This is a genomic window from Rhodobium orientis (assembly GCF_003258835.1).
GTDB classification, from domain to species: Bacteria; Pseudomonadota; Alphaproteobacteria; order Rhizobiales; family Rhodobiaceae; genus Rhodobium; species Rhodobium orientis.
This window is the reverse complement of record NZ_NPEV01000032.1, coordinates 40,953-61,640: the sequence shown is the minus strand read 5'-3', so window position 1 is coordinate 61,640 and position 20,688 is coordinate 40,953. Positions and strand designations below refer to the sequence as shown.

General features: G+C 65.0%; 16 protein-coding genes. 4 read left to right on the top strand and 12 right to left on the bottom strand.

The window, feature by feature from the left end; translation table 11 throughout:
• Positions 1–147: integrase core domain-containing protein (locus CH339_RS25430; RefSeq protein WP_146610090.1), on the top strand; the 147-nt coding region annotated here is incomplete at its 5' end.
• A 352-nt stretch (positions 148–499) separates the two neighbouring features.
• Here the strand turns inward: CH339_RS25430 and CH339_RS14760 are convergent.
• The 3 genes from CH339_RS14760 to CH339_RS14750 all read right to left on the bottom strand — a co-directional run bounded on the left by CH339_RS14760 (position 500) and on the right by CH339_RS14750 (position 5,253).
• Positions 500–1,474, bottom strand: coding sequence for a methylenetetrahydrofolate reductase (locus tag CH339_RS14760; RefSeq protein ID WP_111435125.1), 975 nt, complete (start codon positions 1,472–1,474; stop codon positions 500–502).
• A gap of 228 nt (positions 1,475–1,702) precedes the next feature.
• Positions 1,703–2,743, bottom strand: a complete 1,041-nt coding sequence (gene bmt / locus CH339_RS14755; RefSeq protein WP_245408152.1) for a betaine--homocysteine S-methyltransferase — start codon at positions 2,741–2,743, stop codon at positions 1,703–1,705.
• Positions 2,740–5,253, bottom strand: a complete 2,514-nt coding sequence (locus CH339_RS14750; protein WP_111435124.1) for a GcvT family protein — start codon at positions 5,251–5,253, stop codon at positions 2,740–2,742. The genes bmt and CH339_RS14750 overlap by 4 nt, the downstream gene beginning before the upstream one ends.
• Before the next feature lie 250 nt (positions 5,254–5,503).
• On the opposite strand from CH339_RS14750, the gene CH339_RS14745 reads away from it, so the two are divergent.
• The gene (locus CH339_RS14745; RefSeq protein WP_111435123.1) at positions 5,504–7,345 is read left to right on the top strand and encodes an ABC-F family ATP-binding cassette domain-containing protein; all 1,842 of its coding nucleotides are present in this window, start codon (positions 5,504–5,506) and stop codon (positions 7,343–7,345) included.
• Between the two features lie 18 nt (positions 7,346–7,363).
• On the opposite strand, the gene CH339_RS14740 is transcribed toward CH339_RS14745, so the two are convergent.
• Positions 7,364–9,640, bottom strand: a complete 2,277-nt coding sequence (locus tag CH339_RS14740) for a putative bifunctional diguanylate cyclase/phosphodiesterase (RefSeq protein ID WP_111435122.1) — start codon at positions 9,638–9,640, stop codon at positions 7,364–7,366.
• Positions 9,641–9,883: 243 nt separating this feature from the next.
• Between CH339_RS14740 and CH339_RS24355 the strand changes: the two genes are divergently transcribed.
• Positions 9,884–10,192: a hypothetical protein gene (locus CH339_RS24355; protein ID WP_146610185.1), complete on the top strand. Its 309-nt coding sequence runs from the start codon at positions 9,884–9,886 to the stop codon at positions 10,190–10,192.
• A gap of 118 nt (positions 10,193–10,310) precedes the next feature.
• Here the strand turns inward: CH339_RS24355 and CH339_RS14735 are convergent, their stop codons facing one another.
• The 5 genes from CH339_RS14735 to CH339_RS14715 form a co-directional block, all read right to left on the bottom strand.
• Positions 10,311–10,517 (bottom strand): cold-shock protein, encoded by a 207-nt coding sequence (locus CH339_RS14735; protein ID WP_111435121.1) that lies wholly within the window; start codon positions 10,515–10,517, stop codon positions 10,311–10,313.
• 375 nt (positions 10,518–10,892) lie between these two features.
• Entirely contained in the window at positions 10,893–11,639 is a 747-nt protein-coding gene (locus CH339_RS14730; RefSeq protein ID WP_111435120.1) for a proteasome-type protease, read from the bottom strand.
• 80 nt (positions 11,640–11,719) lie between these two features.
• Positions 11,720–12,541, bottom strand: a complete 822-nt coding sequence (locus tag CH339_RS14725; protein WP_111435119.1) for a transglutaminase family protein — start codon at positions 12,539–12,541, stop codon at positions 11,720–11,722.
• A 10-nt stretch (positions 12,542–12,551) separates the two neighbouring features.
• The gene (locus tag CH339_RS14720; RefSeq protein WP_111435118.1) at positions 12,552–13,496 is read right to left on the bottom strand and encodes an alpha-E domain-containing protein; all 945 of its coding nucleotides are present in this window, start codon (positions 13,494–13,496) and stop codon (positions 12,552–12,554) included.
• A complete protein-coding gene (locus CH339_RS14715; protein ID WP_111435117.1) occupies positions 13,489–14,964 on the bottom strand; it encodes a circularly permuted type 2 ATP-grasp protein in 1,476 nt (491 codons plus the stop codon). Before CH339_RS14715 ends, CH339_RS14720 begins: the two co-directional genes overlap by 8 nt.
• 324 nt (positions 14,965–15,288) lie before the next feature.
• Between CH339_RS14715 and CH339_RS14710 the strand changes: the two genes are divergently transcribed.
• Positions 15,289–17,067, top strand: a complete 1,779-nt coding sequence (locus CH339_RS14710) for a sugar phosphorylase (protein WP_111435116.1) — start codon at positions 15,289–15,291, stop codon at positions 17,065–17,067.
• 159 nt (positions 17,068–17,226) lie between these two features.
• On the opposite strand, the gene CH339_RS14705 is transcribed toward CH339_RS14710, so the two are convergent.
• The 3 genes from CH339_RS14705 to CH339_RS14695 all read right to left on the bottom strand — a co-directional run bounded on the left by CH339_RS14705 (position 17,227) and on the right by CH339_RS14695 (position 20,660).
• The gene (locus CH339_RS14705) at positions 17,227–18,453 is read right to left on the bottom strand and encodes a glycosyltransferase family protein (RefSeq protein WP_111435115.1); all 1,227 of its coding nucleotides are present in this window, start codon (positions 18,451–18,453) and stop codon (positions 17,227–17,229) included.
• Between the two features lie 48 nt (positions 18,454–18,501).
• Complete coding sequence (locus CH339_RS14700) at positions 18,502–19,296, bottom strand: HAD-IIB family hydrolase (protein WP_111435114.1); 795 nt, start codon at positions 19,294–19,296, stop codon at positions 18,502–18,504.
• A 158-nt stretch (positions 19,297–19,454) separates the two neighbouring features.
• Positions 19,455–20,660, bottom strand: coding sequence for an osmoprotectant NAGGN system M42 family peptidase (locus tag CH339_RS14695; protein WP_111435113.1), 1,206 nt, complete (start codon positions 20,658–20,660; stop codon positions 19,455–19,457).
• Positions 20,661–20,688 lie beyond the last annotated feature (28 nt).

Genomic DNA, 20,688 nt, shown 5'->3' with positions numbered 1-20,688 from the left:
TTCGACACCCCCGAGCACCTGGCCAACGAGCTCATCGAATATATCATCTACTACAACGAGTTCAGGCCCCACCAGGCAATCGGAAACATCCCGCCAAAGACCTTCGCCGAACAAAAGAAAACCGAACAGCCATCACCGAATTCGTGAACTTGCACAGCAATGACGGCTGCGGCTTTTTTTACGCCCCTCGCCACACACTCAGCCGTCACCCCGGGGCGTGACCCGGGCCTATTGCCCCCCTCACGGTGGTATGTCAGTTGCTGGCAGGATCGGGAATCGGCGCGCATCGATGCCGGGAAAAGACCCGCCACGGGCTACAGCATTGGGAAGGGAAATGGGTCCCGGGTCTGCGCTTCGCTTCGCCCGGGATGACGACCGAAGGCGCCGAAAGGACAACCGAGGCCGAAAGGCTTCGCAAGGCCGAACGGCCGCCGGCGCCTATGCGCCGCCCCGTCGGAGGCCAGTGAGCGCTAGCGAACGCTCGGCCGTGAGACAAAAATCAAGCCTCGACCGAAAAGCCTGTCAGTTTCGCGTTCGGCATGAACCGGTCGTCGGCGACTGACGTGATCCAGCGCGCCGCCTTGGCGAAGCCGCCGAAGGTGAAGAGGTGGATGCCGGAAATCCGGCTGTCGGCGTCGCTGAGCATGGCCGCGGCGAGGTCTGAGATGACGTCGTCCGGGGCCCGCTCGCTGGCCATCTTGGTCAGCTTCAGGCCGGCCCTGGCGGCGAACCCGGCCGAGGCCTTGACGCCGCAAAGGGCGGCGAATTTGAGGAGCGTCGCCGGCTTCGTCGGCCCGGCAAGGCCGACGCGGATCGGCAGTTCGTTGCCGGCCGCGCGCATCTCGCGCTCCCAGGAAAGGATCGCCCTGGAGGAGAAGGAAAACTGGGTGACGACCTCGACCACGGTGCCGGTCTCGCGCGCCCAGACGTTCTTTTCCATCAAGAAGTCGCGGGCGGTCGCAACCGGAATATCGGGGTTCGGCTCCGGATGGCCGGCAACGAACACGCGGGAAATCTCATGGCGCTCCAGGAGGCCACTCTCAAGGACGTCGAGGCTGGAGCGGAACGGGCCGGCGGCCTTGGCCGGATCGCCGGCGATCAAGAGCACGTCCTCGATGCCGCCGGTCTCGCGAAAGCGGGAGAGCGCATCGTCGAGCTCGCCATAGCTGGACAGCCGCCGCGCCGCGATGTGCGGCACCGGGCGCATGCCGTCCTGGGCGAGGCGGGCGACGAGGGCGACGTTGTCGGCCAGCGCCGTGCCCGGCAGCACCGGCACGAAGACCGGGCTTTTCTCAGGCAGCACCTCGTTGAAGAAGGCGATCTTGGAGGCCGCGACCGGGGCGATTTCCAGCGAGAAATTCTGCGCCAGGCGGCGGATGACGTCGCGGGTGGTCTCGGCGACCGGCCGGGCGGAGGAGGCGGCAGAAACCGTCTCGTCGACGACGGCTCCGGTGGGCGTGAAATGCGCGTTCATGGCCGGTCTCCCCTCGGGGTTGGCGTTTGCCCGTCACCGCGACGCGATGCGCGATCCCCGAACGGTACGGGCAATTTCCGGCCCGACATATTCTCGTTGCGACGCATTTGCGACATTGTGAGGCATTGCCTTCTCCGCGAGCAAAAATTTTTGCGTCGCGCCGGGTCGGCAGCGCCAGGTATTGACGTTTGAGTGATTAAAATGAACGGACGCAGGCCAACCGCCGCCTCAGCGCCGGCGCCGGCGTGGCCGGTCGCGCTCCGCGCCGGGCTCGGCCGGCGGCGCCACCAGAGGCCCGATGCGGGCGACGATGTCGTCCGGGCTGGGCCGTCGATCGCGAACATGATCGTCGATCGCCTCACGCATCGCCGCCAGGTGCTCCGGCGAGGTGCCGCAGCAGCCGCCGATAATGCGTGCGCCGGAATCGACGGCAAGCCGCGCATAGTCGGCCATCAGCTCCGGTGTGCCGGTGTAGACGACGGCATCGCCCTGGATCTTGGGGATGCCGCAATTGGCCTTGGCGATGACCACGGGAACGGCGTTTTCCACAGCGCCCTCGGGCGTCATGCCGAGGACGGCGACGAGGAGGTCCGAGGCGCCGACACCGCAATTGGCGCCGAAGCCGGCGGGCGCCTTCGGCAGGTGGCTCGCGAGATCGGCAAGGCCGGCCGGCGACAGGCCCATCATGGTCTTGCCGGCGGTATCGAAGCTCGCGGTGACCGTGAACGGCAGCTCGCTCCGGCTGGCTGCCTCCGCCGCCGCCTTCATTTCCTCCGGCGCCGACATGGTCTCGATCCACAGGATATCCACACCGCCGTCCACAAGGCCTGTGATCTGTTCGGCAAACGCTTCGACCGCGCCCTCATAGGTGAGATCGCCGAGCGGTGCGAGCAGTTCGCCCGTCGGCCCGATCGAGCCGCCGACGAGCACGGCACGCCCGGCGGCATCCGCCTCGGCCCGGGCGAGCTGCCCCGCAATGCGGTTGAGCTCCACCACGCGGGTTTCCAGCCCGTGCAGCTTCAGCCGGTGCCGGTTGGCCCCAAAAGTGTTGGTGAGGATGATGTCGGCGCCGGCCTCGACAAAGGCCTTGTGCAGCGCGCGGACCTTTTCCGGCTGCTCCAGATTCCAGACCTCCGGCGCCTCACCGGATGTGAGCCCCATGTCGAAAAAGTTCGTGCCCGTCGCCCCGTCGGCAAGGAGCACGCCCTTGTCGGCCAGAAGCTCCTGCAGCGACGTCGTCGCCTCGCGCGCAGCCGATTCCGTCGTCACGCCCTGAGCCTCTCATTGTCGGGATCGAACGGGCTTTCCGGAATCACCGTCGCCTTGTGCATCTCACCCAGGATCTTGATCTCAAGCTCGGTGCCGATGACCGCCAGCGCCGGCGGCACCATGGCGAGCGCCAGGCTCTTGCCGACCCGCCAGCCGAAGCCGCCGGAGGTCGCCCGCCCGACAAGCGCGCCGTCCTTGTAGATCGGCTCCGAGCCGCGCGCGTCCGCATCCGTGATGCCGGAGACCTCCATGGTGACGAATTGCCACTTGAAGCCCTTCTCCTTCCAGGCGGCGAGCGCATCGCGGCCGATGAAGTCGACGTTCTTGTCGAGCCGCACGAACCGGTCGAGGCCGGATTCCAGCGCCGCATATTCGATGGAAAGCTCGCGCGGGATGAGCCGATAGGATTTCTCCAGCCGCATGGAATCCATCGCCCGGATCCCGAACGGCTTGATGTCGAATTCCGCGCCGGCCTCCATCAGGAGGTCGAAGATGGTGGTCTGCATCTCGATCGGATGGTGCAGTTCCCAGCCCAGTTCGCCGACGAAATTGACCCGGAGCGCATGGGCCTGGGCCGGTCCCACATTGATGAAGCGGCCGGAAAGCCACGGGAACGCCGCGTTGGAAAGGTCCTGGTCGGTAAGTTTGGCGAGCACGTCCCGCGACTTCGGCCCGGCCAGCACCAGCACGCCATATTGCGTCGTCACCTTCTGCAGCCTGACGCTTCCGTCAGATGGAAGCGCCTTTTCCAGATAGTCGTAGTCGTGGCGCTCGAAGGCGCCGGCCGAGACCAGGTAGAAGTCCCGCGGGCTCTTGCGGTAGATGGTGAACTCGGCCCTGACCCCGCCGTTCTTCGTCAGCATGTGGCAGAGATTGACCCGGCCGACCTTCTTCGGCACCCGGTTGGCGACGAGCCCTTCCAGCCAGTCTTCCGCGCCGGGGCCGGAGACCTCGAACTTGGAAAACGCCGACATGTCGAGGAGGCCGACCTTTGTCGAAACGTGCCGGCACTCGTTGCCGACATGCTCGAAATAGTTGGAGCGCCGGAACGACCACTTCTCTTTCACCTTGCCGGTCTCGTCGGCCGGGGCGTGATTGTGGTTGAGGATGACGTCGTCGACCTCAAGCTCGCCCGCCGGCACTTCCAGGTCGGCAGGGGCAAACCAGTTCGGCCGCTCCCAGCCATAGACGGAGCCGAAGACGGCGCCGAGCGCCTTCATGCGGTCGTAGCAGGGCGCCCGCTTCAGCGGCCGCGCCGCCTGCCGCTCCTCGTCGGGATAGTGGACGGTAAAGACGTTGGCGTAGGCCTCCTCGTTCTTAGCCCTCAGATATCCGCGCGAGGCATAGGGGCCGAAGCGGCGCGGATCGACGCCCGTCATGTCGATGGAGGGCTCGCCCTCGGCGATCCATTCGGCGAGCTGCCAGCCGGCGCCGCCGGCCGCCGTGATGCCGAAGGAGTGGCCCTCATTGATCCAGAAATTCTTCAGGTCCCAGGCCGGCCCGACCATCGGCGAGCCGTCCGGCGTGTAGCAGATGGCACCGTTATAGACCTCCTTGACGCCGACCTCGCCGAAGGCGGGCACCCGCTCCATCGCCGTCTCGATATGAGGGGCCAGCCGGTCGAGGTCTTCCTGGAAGAGCTCGTATTCGCAGTCCTTCGCCGGCCCGTCGACATAGCAGCAGGGCGCGCCGGCCTCGTAGGGACCGAGCAGCAGGCCGCCGTTTTCCTCGCGCAGGTACCAGGAGGAGTCCGACTCGCGAAGCACACCCATTTCCGGCAGTCCGGCCTTCTGGCGGGCGACGATCTCCGGATGCGGCTCGGTGACGATGAACTGGTGTTCGACGGGAATGACCGGCAGGTCGAGGCCGACCATCTCGGCGGTCTTGCGGGCAAAGTTGCCGGTGGCGGAGACCACGTGCTCTGAGGTGATGTCGCCCTTGTCGGTGGCGACCACCCACTCTCCGTTCGGCTTCTGGGTGATCCCGGTGACCGTCGTAAAGCGGTTGATCTCGCCGCCGCCGGCCCGTGCCCCGCGGGCGAGCGCCTGTGTCAGGTCCGCCGGCTGGATATAGCCGTCATCCGGATGCTGGATGGCGCCGAGAATGCCGTCCGTCTCGCACAGCGGCCAGATTTCCTTGACCTCTTCGGGCGTCAGGAAGTTGACGTTGATGCCGATGGTCTCCGCCACCCCGGCATAATACTCGTACTCGTCCATCCGGTCCCTGGTGCGGGCGAGGCGGATGTTGGAGACCTTCTTGAAGCCGACATTGAGGCCGGTCTCTTCTTCCAGCGTGTCGTAGAGCTTGACGGAGTATTTGTGGATCTGGCCGACCGCGTAGCTCATGTTGAACAGCGGCAACAGGCCGGCGGCGTGCCAGGTCGAGCCGGAGGTCAGCTCCCGCCGCTCGATCAGGACGGCATCGGTGATGCCCTTCTTGACCAGATGATAGAGCGTTGCGACGCCGACGACGCCGCCACCGATCACAACCACCCGTGCATGCGTCTTCATGCCGACCGCTCCCCTGTTTTCTGGCGCCCCGCGCCGAGCCACGGGACGCTGCGGCGGCCGCAATCCGCGACCGCCGCCCGCTGTCCGAAAGGTGCCCTAGCATTGCAATCCCGGGGCTTTCGAAGGTGGCTTGAATGCGACCTTGGACCCGTCTCAGACGACATGGGGGAACGTCGGGCGCGACGGGGCGCCAGCGCCGATCGCAATGCCCGTCTTTCCATGGCCGGCGAACTGATCTACATCGGCAGCCATGGCGCCACCCCTTCTGACCCTGCAAGGCATCCACCTGACCTTCGGCGGCACGCCGCTGTTCGAAGGCGCGGACCTTTCCGTCTTCGAGCGCGATCGGCTCTGCCTCGTCGGCCGCAACGGCTCGGGCAAGTCGACGCTTCTGAAGATCGCCGCCGGCATCGTAGAAGCCGACGACGGCGAGCGCTTCGTCAAGCCCGGCGTGACGGTCCGCTACCTGGAACAGGAGCCGGACCTCTCCGCCTATGGAACCGTTGCCGACTACGCCGGCTCCGGGCTCGATGCCGGTTCCGACCCGCACCGGGTGACCTATCTGCTGGAACATCTGGGCCTCGACGGCGCGGGCGACCCGAAGACGCTTTCCGGCGGCGAGATGCGCCGCGCCGCGCTGGTCCGTGCGCTGGCGCCGGAGCCGGATATCCTCTTGCTCGACGAGCCCACCAACCACCTCGACCTGCCGGCCATCGAATGGCTGGAAGACGAGCTGAAGCGCGAGCGCTCCGCCGTCGTCCTCATCAGCCACGACCGCCGCTTCCTGGAAAACCTCTCCCGCCGCACCTGCTGGATCGACCGCGGCACGGCCCGCACGCTGGAACGCGGCTTTGCCGAGTTCGAACCCTGGCGCGACGAGATGTTGGAGGAGGAGGAGCGCGACCGCCACAAGCTGGAGCGCAAGATCCACCGCGAGAACCAGTGGGTCATCCACGGCGTCTCCGGCCGGCGCAAGCGCAACCAGAAGCGTCTTGCCGACCTCCACGACCTGCGCGAGGAAAAGCGCCGGCTGACGGCTCGCGGCCGCGACGCCCGCGACACCGTGGAAATGACCGCCGCCGAGGCGAAGAGCTCCGGCAAGCAGGTGGTCGAGGCCAAGAACATCTCCAAGAGCTGGGACGGCACGCCGGCGATCAGTGATTTCTCCATCAAGATCGACCGCGGCGACCGCATCGGCATCATCGGCCCGAACGGCGCCGGCAAGACGACGCTGCTGCGGCTTCTGACCGGCGATCTGGAACCCGACGAGGGCAGCATCCGCTTCGGCACAAGGCTTGAGGTCGTCACCCTCGACCAAAAGCGCGAAAGCCTTCCGCCGACGACGTCCCTGCGCGATGCGCTGACCGATGGCGGCGGCGACATGGTCATGGTCGGCGACAGCCAGCGCCACGTCGTCAGCTACATGAAGGATTTCCTGTTCCGCCCGGAACAGATCGGCACGCCCATCGAGGCGCTGTCCGGCGGCGAGCGCGGCCGGCTGATGCTCGCCCGCGCGTTCGCCCGGCCGTCGAATCTCCTGGTCCTCGACGAGCCGACCAACGACCTCGACCTGGAAACCCTCGACCTGTTGCAGGAACTGCTCGCCGACTACTCCGGCACCGTCTTCCTCGTCAGCCACGACCGCGACTTCCTCGACCGCATCGTCACCTCCGTCGTCGCCGTGGAGGGCGGCGGCGCCTGGACGCTCTATCCGGGCGGCTACGGCTATGTGGAACGCACGATCCGGGCCCGCGAGGCGGAAGCGGCAAAGGCGGTGTCGGCGAGCACCAAAAGCGGCGACAGGGACAAGCCGGGCGAGGCCGCCAAGGCCCAGTCAAAATCTGGAGAAAAGCGCCGGCTCTCCTTCAAGGAGCAATACGCCCTCGACACCCTGCCGGGCGAGATCGCAGCGCTGGAGAAAAAGATCGCGGCCGAGCAGAAGCGGCTGGAAGACCCCGGCCTTTACGAGCGCGACCCGGAAGGCTTTTCAAGGATCGCCGACGGCCTTGCCAAGCTGCAGGGACAACTGGCCGAAAAGGAAGAAGCCTGGCTGGAACTGGAAGTGCTGCGCGAGGAAATCGAAGGGGCCTGAATCAGGCTCCCTGAACTGTCACGACGCCACCGCCTCCTGGCGCAGCGGCATCCGCCGCGCCCGCTCCACGTCCTCCGGCGGCACCGGCCGGGAAAACAGGTAGCCCTGCGCCTCGTCGCAGCCGGCCGAGCGCAGCATGTCGAGCTGGCCCCTGGTCTCCACGCCCTCGGCGACGATCTCCCGGCCGAGATTGTGGCCCATGGCGATGATCGCCGAGACGATCGCCTGGCTGTCGCGGTCGGTGAGGATGTCGCGCACGAAGGACCGGTCGACCTTGATGATGTCGACGGGAAAATGCTTCAAATAGTTCATCGACGAATAGGCGATGCCGAAATCGTCGATCGACAGCTTGAAGCCCATGCCGCGCAGCGCCTGCAGGATCTCCGTGGAGCGCTCCGGATCGACCATCAGCCAGCTTTCGGTGATTTCCAGTTCCAGATCCGACGGATCGACCCCGGTCCTGCCGATGATCTCCGCCACCGTGGTGACGAACTCCGGATCGGTGAGCTGGCGCCCGGAGATGTTGACCGAGACCCGGCCGAAGGCATAGCCGAGGCGGCGCCATTCGGTGATCTGCCGGCACACTTCGCCGAGCATCCACCGGCCGATCTCCACGATCAGGCCGGTTTCCTCCGCGACCGGGATGAACTGGGCCGGGCTGACCAGCACGCCGTCGTCGAGCTGCCAGCGGATCAGCGCCTCGTAGCCGGTGAGGCGGCCGTCGTCCACCGCGTGCTTGCTCTGGTAGTAGGCCCGGAACTGGTGCCGCGACACGGCCTTGCGCAAAAGCTTGGTGAGCGCCACCTGCCGTTCGGCCTGCTCGCACAGTTCGGTACGATAGAATTCGGTGCGCCGGTGCGGGTTCGCCTTGGCCGCGGCCAGGGCGAAATCGGCGCTGCGGATGATCGCCTGGGAATCGGCGCCGTCGCGCGGATAGATGGCGATGCCCACGCTGGCGGAGATCGTCGTCTGCTCGCCGTCGAGCATGAACGGCGTGCCGATCAGGTCGAGCAGTGCCCGGGCGCGGATGGCGAGCGGCTGCTCGGCGCATGCCGGGTCCTGCGGCACCCGGCAGATGACGGCGAATTCGTCGCCGCTGAGCCGGGCGGGGAAATAGTGGTCCGAGGGCAGCGTCTGCAGCCGGTCGGCGACGGCCTTCAGGAGCCGGTCGCCGGTCATGTGGCCGTAGCTTTCGTTGATCGCCTTGAACTTGTCGAGATTGAGCATCATCAGCGCGAAACAGGTCTCGGAACTGCGCGCGCCAGCGATGGTCTGGCTCAGTTTCTCGCTGAAGAACAGGCGGTTCGGCAGCTCCGTCGTCTGGTCGTAATGGGCGAGGCGGTTGATCCGCTGTTCGGCGAATTTCTCCTCGGAAATGTCGGTGAAGATGCTGACGAAGTGCAGGATGCGCCCGCTCGCCGGGTCGCGTACGGCCGTGATCGTCCGCCGTTCGCCGAACAGGCCGCCGGCCTTGTTCAGGCTCCAGAGATCCCCCTCCCAGCGGCCCTCTTCCTCGGCAACCCGCATCAGCTCCAGATAGAAGGTTTCGTCGTGCCGGTCGCAGGCGAGGATCCGCGCGTGCTTGCCGATCACTTCGTCAGGTTCGTAGCCGGTGATCTTGGTGAAGGCGCGGTTGACCTTGCGGATCTGCCAGTCGGCGCTGAAGATCATGATGCCTTCGTGGCTGTTCTCAAAGACGCTGGCCGACAGCTCGATTTCCTGCTCGATGCGCTGGCGTTCCAGCTCCAGCGCAATCCGGTTGGCGAACAGCCCGAGTACGGAATCGGTCCAGGGATGGCGCATCATCGGCTTGCGGCCGAGCACGGCGACCAGCCCCATCACCTCGCCGTCGGCGGTGATCAGCGGGGCGCCGAAATAGCTTTCGACCCCCATCTCCTCCAACAGGGAATCGGCCGGATAAAGCTTCTGCACGCCGCACTCGATGAACACGTTGTCGGCCTTCAGCGCGTCCTCGCAGGGCGTTCCGGCAAGCTCGTAGGTGATGTTCTTACTGCCGCGGCCACCCGCGACCACCGCCACGGTCTCGATGGCGGTCTCCGTGTCGTCGGTGAAGACCCCGCAGAAGGCGAAATCGGCCGAATAGGCGGCGGCAAGGTTCCGCAGGCATTCCTCGAAGAAGTGCTTGGGACGCGTTACCGGCGAGCAGGCAGCCGCAAGCGCGGCGAGCGCCGTCTGCATGCAGCCGTCGGCGGCCTCCTTGCGGCCGGCGCCCGCAATGACCGCAAACCGATGGACGGGTGTCTTTTGTCGGGGGACGCGCACGGAACGCTTCATCACCTACTCCGCCGTACCGACATCGCTTGATGCGACAACAACACTCCAATTCCCCAATCCCGGCACTGGTCCGGAGTTGCCGAAAGATGGAAAACCTATCCGTTGAATATTAACAATTGGCTGAAAAATATCGATAAACGTCGGTGGGATTGGTTTATTGATGGTATACAGAGCGCCGCTGACAATTAAAATCGAGTCAAACTCGCTGAGTAGTCCGGTCGACTCGAAGGCGCGACTCGTCTCTTGGCCGAAATGGATTTCAATTTGTGGGATTTATTTGTCTTGCGTAAAAGTATTCTGACTTCATCAGATACAATTTGGCTCTTGTTGAAACAACGTAGTATCGATTCAAAGAGATGCGGAAAAGATTTACATAAAAAAAGAGCGGTAATGCGTTTCCAACCGAACGCATTCCGCTCCGAAAAACGCGGCGTCTACTGCCGTAAGGCGGTCGATCCCGCCATCTGGCGAGACCGGATGTCAAAGGGTGCCGAAGGCGGCCAGTTGAGCCGTCCCCGGGTGGCCGTTCTTGCCTACGGTCCGGCGCCCTGATCGGCAACGATCCTAAAGCATGCCCGCGGTCGATCCGATGTCACGCACCATGCTTCAATTGTCTGTTCCTGCGTCTGTCCCTGTTCCGAAACCGATGCCCGGTTTCGGAAGGCACACCCTAGAGAAGCTGCAGGTTGTCGGCGGATTTCTTGCCGTTGCGGCCCTGGACCAGCTCGTAGGAAATCTTCTGGTTTTCGTCGAGGCCGGGAAGTCCGGCGCGCTCCACGGCAGTGATGTGCACGAAGGCGTCCGGGCCACCCTCGTCCGGCTTGATGAAGCCGTAGCCCTTGTCGCGATTAAACCACTTTACCGTTCCGGTCGGCATGATCGTTCGTCCTTGAAGTCAGTTGATGGATGGATCGCTGGCCGGAACTATCAAGCGGGCGAGTGTCGTCGACCGAATTCGGCGCAGATAAGTCGTCAGGGATCCGGGAAGAGCACAGCGCGTCGATTAATCCTCAGCAAGATCGCGCAAAAAGCGCTGTGGGTCCGCTGGCCGGAACCGAGACCGCCAAACCTTGCATATCAATTATTTTTTCGTTTGAGTTCAATGCAGTAGTAGAGCGTTTCAGTATTTTCACCAGCGTATCCAATATAGCGGCTTGCCGGGATTATGTCTACTGGCCAATTGCCGGCGCCCCCGCCGCTACACCTGCCCCGGACAGCAACGCAGCCCCCACGCGCGCCTCAAACCCGGACCTCAGGTCCATTCCGGCGGCGGCAGCACGTGATAGGCGTCGCGCAGCGCCTCCGACCATTGCCGCGAGATCTTCTGGAAATACGCGTTGTCGTCCTCGATCCGCACCTGGCGGAAGATCTTCAGGCCGTCCTTGCGATAAAGCACCAGGTCGAGCGGAAAGCCGACCGAAAGGTTCGAGCGCACCGTGGAGTCCATCGACAGGAGGGCCAGCTTGACGCCGTCTTCCAGCGTCGTCTCGCCATAGTCGAGCGCCCGGTCGAGGATCGGCTTGCCGTATTTGTGCTCGCCGATCTGCAGGAACGGGGTATCCGGCGCCGCACTGATGAAATTGCCGGCGGCGTAGATCTGGAACAGCCGCATGGTCCGGCCCTTGAGCTGGCCGCCGAGCAGGAACGAGGCGGCAAAGGGCGTGTCCTGGGCGCGCATCGCCTCGGCATCGTAGTCGTGCACCTGGCGGATCGCCCGGCCGACCAGCCGCGCCGCCTCGAACAGGCTCGGCACGTTGGCAAGCGTCGCCCGCGGCCCGTGCGGGTCCTCCGGATCGGGAATGCCCTCCGAGACCAGATTGACCACCGACTGGGTGATGGCCAGGTTGCCGGCGGTCATCAGCACGATGGTCCGCTCGCCCGGATCCTCCCACACGAAGGTCTTGGAATAGGTGGAGACGTTGTCGACGCCGGCATTGGTGCGCGTATCCGCCAGCATCACCAGGCCGTCCTTCAGCAACAGCCCGACGCAGTAGGTCATTGCCCGGAGCCCTTTCCCGCATGCCCGGCCCGCCGGGGCCGCAACATGTCTTATTGCGCACATATCCTATTGTGCACTTCCTATTGTGCACTGGCGCCGGTCTGGGCGACACGCACCACCACCGACATGGTTTCCTCGCCGCCGCCGCGCCGGACGCCCCGCACCGGCGCCGCCTCGCGATAGTCGAGGCCGACCCCGAGCCGGACGTAGTGTTCGGTCGGACAGACCCGGTTGGCGACGTCGAAGCCGACCCAGCCGAGATCCGGCACCAGCGCCTCGGCCCAGGCATGGGCCGCATCGTCGTCGTCGCCGGTGTCGTTGTTCAGCAGATAGCCGGAAACGTAGCGCGCGGGAATACCGAGCGTGCGCGCTGCGGCGATAAAGACGTGGGCGTGGTCCTGGCAGACGCCGGCGCCGTTGGCCAGCGCCTCGATCGCCGTCGTCGTGGCGCTGGTCTCGCCGCTCTTGTATTCGATCGCCTCGTGGATGCCGCCCATCAGCCGGTGCAGGCAGTCGAGCACGTTCTCCGATCCCGAGTCCGCCGCCCTGCCGAGCGCCCGGATCGCCCCGTCCGACTGGGTCAGCTCGGTCTCGCGCAGGTAGAACAGCGGCGGGAACGGCTCCACTGCGCCGGCGACCAGGCCGTCGGTGTTCTGCGTGTCGACCTTGCCGCGGACCCGGATGACGATTTCCCGGTGCGGCCGGTCGACGACCAGCGTGTGGGTGACGTTGCCGAAGCTGTCGGTGACGGCATGCAGCGCCCCGGCGACCGGCGAGGACACCGACCAGGACCGCACCACCTGCCCGTCGAAGGGCTGCGGTGTCAGGCGCAGGCTCTGGATCGAGTAGCTCGCCTCTTCCTCGTAGCGATAGACCGTTTCGTGATCGATGGTGATCTTCATGGGGTGTCGCTCAGAAATGGAAGCTTTGGGCGATGCTGACGCCGAGTGCGTTGTTGCGGGTGATGAACTTGGTCAGGTATTCGTGCAGCCCGCTCTGGAACACGTCCTCGATGTTGTCGTAGCAGAGTTGGGAATAGAGCTGGCCGGCGCGCCGGTTGCATTCAAAACGCTGGCCGTGGCCTTCCGCGATGGTGGCCAGGAACGCGTTGACCCGCGACAGCGAATAACGCAACGACCGCGGCATCTCCTCGCGCAGGATCAAGAGTTCCGCCACCAGCCACGGCTTGACCGGCTCGCGATAGACCCAGTGATAGGAGCCGAGCGCGGAAACCGAGCGCAGCAGCGTCGTCCACTGGTAGTAGTCGACCGAGCCGCCGAGGCTTTCGCCGGGCGGCAGCAGGATGTGGTACTTCATGTCGAGGATGCGCGCAGTGCTGTCGCCGCGCTCGATGAAGGTGCCGGCGTTCAGGAACGAGAACGCATCGTCGCGCAGCATGGTGCCGCTGTGGGCGCCGCGAAAGAGGCTGGTCTGGTTGCGCACCCATTCCAGGAACGGCGCCAGATTCTCGCGCTTCAGCGTCTGCAGCCAGTGGCCGCGGAATTCCAGCCAGGTATCGTTGAGGCTTTCCCACATCTCGCTGGTCATCGCCGTGCGCACGGCCCGCGCATTGGTCCGCGCTGCCCGGAGGCAGGCATGGATGGAGGAGGGGTTGTCCCCGTCCAGCACCATGAAGGCGATCGAGGCATCGAGGTCGGGCTCGCCGTGCTTGGCCAGCATCTCGTCCTCGCAGCCGGTGGCGATCGCAAAGGAACTCCACTCGTTGCGGGTCCCGCCATTTGCCGGGTCCGGCATCTGGCTCATGCGGTAGCCGACTTCCAGGATCCGGGCGAGGTTCTCGGCCCGCTCCATGTAGCGGCCCATCCAGTAGAGGTTGGCGGCGGTGCGACTAAGCATCGGCGCCTCCGTCGCCGGTCGTCCCGAAAGGCGGATTGAGCACCCAGGTATCCTTGGTACCGCCGCCCTGCGAGGAGTTGACCACCAGCGAGCCGGCGCGCATGGCGACCCGGGTCAGGCCGCCCGGCACTAGCCGCACCTTGTCGGCGCCGACCAGCACGAACGGCCTCAGATCCACGTGGCGCGGCGCATAGCCTTCCGCCACGAAGGTCGGGCAGGTCGACAGCGACAGCGTCGGCTGGGCGATGAATTCGGACGGATTGGCCTTGACCCGTTCCGCATAGGCGGCGCGCTCCTTGGCGTCCGCCTTCGGGCCGACCAGCATGCCGTAGCCGCCCGAGCCGGCGACCTCCTTGACCACCAGCTCGTCGAGATGGTCGAGCACATAGGCGCAATCGTCGGTCTTGTCGCACCAGAAGGTGTCGACGTTCTTCAACAGCGGCTTTTCGCCGAGATAGAAGTCGATCATGTCCGGCACATACATGTAGATCGCCTTGTCGTCGGCGATGCCGCCGCCGACCGCGTTGGCGAGCGAGACGTTGCCGGCCCGGTAGACGTTCATGATCCCCGGAACGCCGAGGATGCTGTCCGGATGGAAGGTCAGCGGATCGAGGAAGGCATCGTCGATGCGCCGGTAGATGACGTCGACCTTCTGCGGCCCGTGGGTCGTGCGCATGAAGACGAAGTTGTTCTTCACGAACAGGTCCTGGCCCTCGACCAGCTCCACGCCCATCTTGTCGGCAAGGAAGGTGTGCTCGTAATAGGCGGAGTTGTAGAGCCCCGGCGACAGCACCACCACCGTCGGGTCGCCGTCGCATCCCGCCGGCGCCACCGAATGCAGCGTCTCGAACAGGTCTTCCGGATAGCGTTCGACCGGCGCCACCGCGTGGTTGTTGAACAGGTCCGGGAACAGCCGCATCATCACTTCGCGGTTCTGCAGCATGTAGGAAACGCCGGACGGCGTGCGGGTGTTGTCCTCCAGCACGTAGAACTCTTCCGGCCCGGTGCGCACCAGGTCGATGCCGGCGATGTGGGTGTAGATGTTGCCGGGCACCGAGACGCCCCGCATTTCCGGCAGATACGCCTTGTTCTGCAGCACCAGCTTCGACGGCACCCGCCCGGCGGCGAGGATCTCGCCGTCGTGGTAGACGTCGTTGAGGAACATGTTGAGGGCCCGCACCCGCTGCTCCAGGCCGCGGGCCAGGAAATCCCATTCGCTGGCAAGCAGGATGCGCGGCACGATATCGAACGGGATCAACCGCTCGGGATCTCCGCCTTCGCCATAGACGGCAAAGGTGATGCCGATACGCCGGAACAGGGTTTCCGCCTCCGACTGCCGCACCTTCAACAGGCTGCGCGGCGCGGAGACCATCCATTCCGCTATCTGTTCCATTCCCGGCCGGGGTTGGCCGTTGGGCAGGACGATTTCATCGAAACTGACGAAGGGGTCGCTTGTTTCCTCGCTCATTCTTCTCCCGCGTTATACGCAAAACCACGATGGGGTGGAGCAAGTCCCATGCCACCGGTCGCTGCAGGCTCAATGGCCCGTTTTCGCGTTTTCGTCGGCAAGGTTAGAACAAATGTGCCCACGCGTTAACCGGGATTTGACCTGAGGTTCAAATTTTAGGCAAAGTTGTCCGGCCCCGCCCCATATATCGGTAGAAACGCACAGAGCGCGCGCAGGTTCCCGACGAGACGCCATCAACGGGGCTTGTCGCGAGCCGGAAAATCGCCAAAGCTTCGCAACTGGCCTTTCGCCCTCCTCCCAGGGGCAACAAAAGATGAAACGAGAATGACCGAGACGCACTCCGCGCTGCCCGTCTCAAACAACGTCTCCAGCAAGCTGACCGGAAAGCTGAAGGCGCTGTTGAAGGCGATCTATCCCGACCGGGACATCGACGCCCTGGCCCACGACGTCATCGAGACCTTCTGGGCGGACGGCAGGGGGCCGCGCCACCGCTCGCGCCAGCCCGGCAACACGCTGTGGTCGGAGCGCGACAGCCTCGTCATCACCTATGGCAACACGGTCGTCGACGGCAAGCACAAGCCGCTGGATGTGCTCTACAATTTCCTGCAGGAATATCTCAGCGGCACGATCACCGGCGTCCACATTCTGCCGTTCTTTCCCTACACCTCCGACGGCGGCTTTTCCGTCACCGACTATTATTCGGTGAATTCCGGCCTCGGCGACTGGGACGACATCCGCCGCATCGCCGTTTCCTTCAAGCTGATGTCGGACCTGGTGCTGAACCACGTCTCCAGCCAGAGCACCTGGTTCAGCGAATACCGCCAGGGCCATGCGCCCTACGACCGCTTCTTCTGCGAGGCGAGCCCGGACGACGACCTTTCCGCCGTCGTGCGCCCGCGCGCGCACCCTCTCCTGAGGGAGGTCGAGACACCGTCCGGCACCCGCTACGTCTGGTGCACCTTCAGCCACGACCAGGTCGACGTCGACTTCTCCAACCCGGACGTGCTGCTGGAATTCCTGCGCATCCTTCGGCTCCACATCGACAAGGGCGTGCGCATCATCCGCCTCGATGCCGTCGCCTTCCTGTGGAAGGAGATCGGCACCTCCTGCATTAACTTGCCCGAGACCCACGCCATCGTACGGCTGATGCGGGTGCTTTGCGACTATGCGGCCGAGCCAGTGGTGCTCCTGACCGAGACCAACGTGCCCAAGGACGAGAACCTGTCCTATTTCGGCAACCGCAACGAAGCCCACGCGATCTACAATTTCTCGCTGCCGCCGCTCCTGCTGCAGGCGCTCCTGACCGGCTCCTCGCGCGCCCTCAACATCTGGCAGATGCGCATGCCGCCGGCGCAGCTCGGCTGCGCCTATCTCAACTTCACCGCCTCCCATGACGGCATCGGGCTGAGGCCCGCCGAGGGCCTGATCGAACCGGAAGAGCTTGAGCGGGTGATCGAGACGGTGAAGGGGTTCGGCGGCCTCGTCTCCATGCGTTCCACCTCGGACGGCAAGCAGTCGCCCTACGAGCTGAACGTGTCGCTGATCGATGCCATGAAGGGCACGGTCGACGGGCCCGACGACTGGCAGTTCGAGCGCTTCATCTGCAGCCAGACCATCATGATGGGGCTGGAAGGCATTCCCGCCTTCTACATCCATTCCCTGCTCGGCACGCCGAACGACCTGGACGGCGTGGAGCGGGCCGGCATCAACCGCGCCATCAACCGGCGCCAGTGGGACTTCGAGGAACTGAAGGGGCTGCTCGCCGACAAGACGAGCCTGCACGCCCGGGTGCTCGCCGAACTAACAAGGCGCATCGGCATCCGCGCCGAGCAGCCGGGCTTCCACCCCAACGCCACCCAGTTCACGCTGCATCTCGGCGACCAGGTGTTCGGCATCTGGCGCCAGAGCCTCGATAGGTCCCAGAGCATCTTCTCGATCGCCAACGTCACCCGGGAGGAGATCTCGATCCCGGTGCTGGCGATCAACCTCATCGACGGCAAGGACTGGGCCGACCTTCTCACCGGCGAACGGATGACGACCTCGGCGGAAGAAATCGTGCTGGAGCCCTACCAGTGCCGCTGGATCGCCAACCGGGATCGGTGATTTCGCGCGAACGGCCGTATCTGGATTGCCGCGTCGGCCTTCCGGCCTCCTCGCAATGACGTTGAAATTATTGAGGAAATGTCGTCATTGCGAGCGCAGCGAAGCAATCCAGAGCAGCTTGCACCGATCGCCGGCAATGGCGCACCCACCGCGCCGCGCCTACCCTGCCGCGAATTCCTCGTTATCCGCCTTCACCGCGTCGAACAGCTCGCGCATGAGGTCGGAGTCGGCCGCCTGGACCCGGCTCCAGTTGGGGATGAAGGGGGCTTCCATCGGGTTCTGCAGGAACACCTGCCCGGCCTCCACGATGTTGGCGGCGAACAGCTCCACCGAGCGCTCCTCCACGTGGCGGTCCACATGGAGGCCGTTGATCAGGCCGTCATTGTAGTAGACCTCGATGAGGTCCAGCGCGATCCGGTAGTAGGTCGCCTTCAGGGTGCGGAAGATCTCCGGCGAGAAGATCACGCCGTCGATGGCGAGCTTACGGTAGATCGCCTTGCAGATATCCGTCGACATCCGCGACAGGCCCTGGGTCGCGTCGTCCTCCGACAGTGGCTGGTGCTTGTGGTCGTAGGCGTCGGCGATGTCGACCTGGCAGACCGCGTTGGCGGAAAGGTTCCGGTAGACCTCCGACAACACGCCGATCTCAAGGCCCCAGTCGGAGGGGATGCGGATTTCCGGCAGGATCGCCGTACGCATCGCGAATTCGCCGGCGAGCGGATAACGGAACGACTTCAGATAATCGACATAGGCGTTCTGGCCGATGACCTTCTTGAGGGCCAGGAGCAGCGGCGTCACCAGGAGGCGCGTCACCCGCCCGTTCATCTTGCGGTCGGCGATCCGCGGGTAGTAGCCCTTGCAGAACTGGTAGGGGAACCGCGCATTGGTCACCGGATAGACCAGCCGCGCCAGCATCTCCTTGGAATAGGTGACGATATCGCAGTCGTGGATGGCGATGACGTCGCAGTTCTTGGCCGACAGGGCATAGCCGATGCAGTACCAGACATTGCGCCCCTTGCCGGGCTCGCTCGGCGCCAGATCCATTTCGCCGAGCCGGGAATCGATTGCCTTCAGCCGCGGCCCGTCGTTCCACAGCACCACATGGTCCTGGGGCAGCCGGGAGAAATACTCCTTGGCATAGCGGTACTGGTCCTCGTCGGCGCGGTCGAGGCCGATGATGATCTGGTTGACGAAGGTGGCAGTGGAAAGTTCGTCGAGGATGTCGGAGAGCGCCTGTGCCTCGAGCTCGGAATAGAGCGAGGGCAGGATCAGCGAGATCTTGCGCGTCTGCGCATAGTGGTTCAGCTCGCGCTCCAGGTCCGCCGGATCGAGGGTGCCGAAGCGATGCAGCGTCGCCACATTGCCGTTCTGATGGTAGTCGCCCAAGGCCGTTCTCCGTCAAAGGGGGGAGGCAACATCCGCTGCCGCAAATCCTTACACCCCGAAATTCGTACCATTGATGACCGAAAGAAGGGATTCGTTCCAGCCCGAAGGCCCGGCAAGACGCGAACGGAGGATCCGCCCGGCCGCCTCGCCGTCAAGCGGCGGCAGGGGATCGTGGGCCGGATTGGCGATGACGATCCCGATGTCGGCAGCTTCCAGCATGCAGATGTCGTTCGGCGCATCGCCGAGCGCGATCACCGTCGGACCGGTGTCGCCGTTAGCATAGCGCGGCGCGATCTCGGCCATGCGGTCGGCCTTGTCGGCGCCGAAGGAGAGCGTCAGAAAGCGGCCGCCGCGCCGCGCCGAGACGCCGTGTTTGGCGAGCGCCGCCAGGAAAGCCTCGAGACCGGCCTCGTCGCCGGACCACAGGCCCGGCTCGGAAAACCGCCGCGCCTGCGCCCGGACCGCGCTCTCGGTACCCATGCCGGTGCGCTTGGCCACCTCTGCCGCCGTCCAGTCGCCGAAGCCGGCAAACGGCTCACGCAACGCCGCCGGCAGATCGTCGAGCACCGCCCGCAGCCGGCGATAGGGCGTCTCGCCGCCATCCTCTCCGGCTGCATCGCCGCCTTCCAGGATGCCGGCGCCGTTCTCAACGATCGCCGGACAGTGCGAAAAGCCGAGGGCATCGCGCAGCGGTGCGATCTCCGCGGCCGTCTTGCTGCTCGACAGGATGAGAGGAATGCCCCGGTCCTTCAGCACATCGAGGGCCGGCTGCGCCGCGTCCCAGCGATAGCTGTCGTGGTCGAGGAGCGTCCCGTCGAGATCGGTTACGACGATGAGGGTCATGGTGCGTCAGAGCCGCAACGAAAAAGGCGCGGCCGGATCGGCCGGCGCCGCAAGGTGGTCATCGCATCGCCGACGGCGCGACGCCTGTCAACCGCACAGCGGATGTAGGCCGGCCGCCTCGGACCGATGGTCGCAATGCCGGCTCGACCCGCGGCTGCCTATTTCGCCGGCTCCGGCTCCTTCGCCGCCCGGCGCTTCTTTTCCAGGTCGAGCTGGCTGGCGCGCACATTCGGCGACAGGGTCTGCTGCGCCTTGCTGACCGGCTGCTTGGTGAAGCCCTTCGGGCTGCCGGTCTCCTCGAAGTCGCGCTTGATCGCCACCGTGCTCGCCGCATAGGCGGTGATCAGTTCCGACAGCGAGCGCAGGGCATGGACGTGGATCCGCTCATAGCCGTGCGAGGCATCGACGCCGAAGGTGATCAGCGCGGTGCGCACATCCGCGCCCGCCTCGATCGCGCTTGCCGAATCGGACCGGTAGTAGCGGAACACGTCCTTCTGGAACAGGATCTCGTTCGACCGGCAGAGGTCGACCAGCTTCTTGGTCAGGTGATAGTCGAACGGTCCGGTCTGGTCGGCCATGGAGATGGTGACGCCAAACTCGTTGGAGTTCTGCCCCGGCGCCGTCGTACCGTTGTCGACGGTGATCATCGAGGCGACCTCGTGCTTGAGCACCGAGGAGGCGCCAACGCCGACTTCCTCGGCGATGGTGAACAGCCAGTGGATGTCGACCGGGGTCTTGACCTTTTCCTGCTGCATCGCCTTCAGCGCCGCCAGCATCACGGCGACGCCCGCCTTGTTGTCGAGATGGCGCGAGACGATGAAGCCGTTGTCGAGGAACTCGGGCAGCGGATCGATGGCGATGATGTCGCCGACATCGATGCCGAGCCGGGCAAGGTCCGGCGTGCTGCGGGCGAGCGCATCGACCCGCATCTCCACATATTCCCAGCCGATCGGATGCGCGTCGATTTCCTCGTTGAAGGTATGGCCGGAGGCCTTCAGCGGCAGGATGGTGCCGCGATAGGTGCCCTTTTCGGTAAACACCGTCGCCCGCGCCCCTTCGGCGAACCGTGCCGACCAGTTGCCGATCGGCACCAGCGCCAGCCGGCCGTTATCCTTCAGGAACTTCACCTGGGCGCCGAGCGTGTCGACATGGGAGACGATGGCCCTGGCGCCGCGCTTCTCCTTGCCGGGCCGGATCGCGCGGATGGCGCCGCGGCGGGTCAGCTCCACATCGAGCCCGAGCCGTTCCAGTTCCGCCGACACCCAGCGCACGATGGAGTCCGTGTAGCCGGTCGGGCTCGGCGTCTCGAGCAGTTTCCTCAGCGTGTCGGTCAGGTATTCGACGTCGATGCGAAGGCGTGTCATCGTCTGGGGGTCCTCTCCCGGTCTGGTC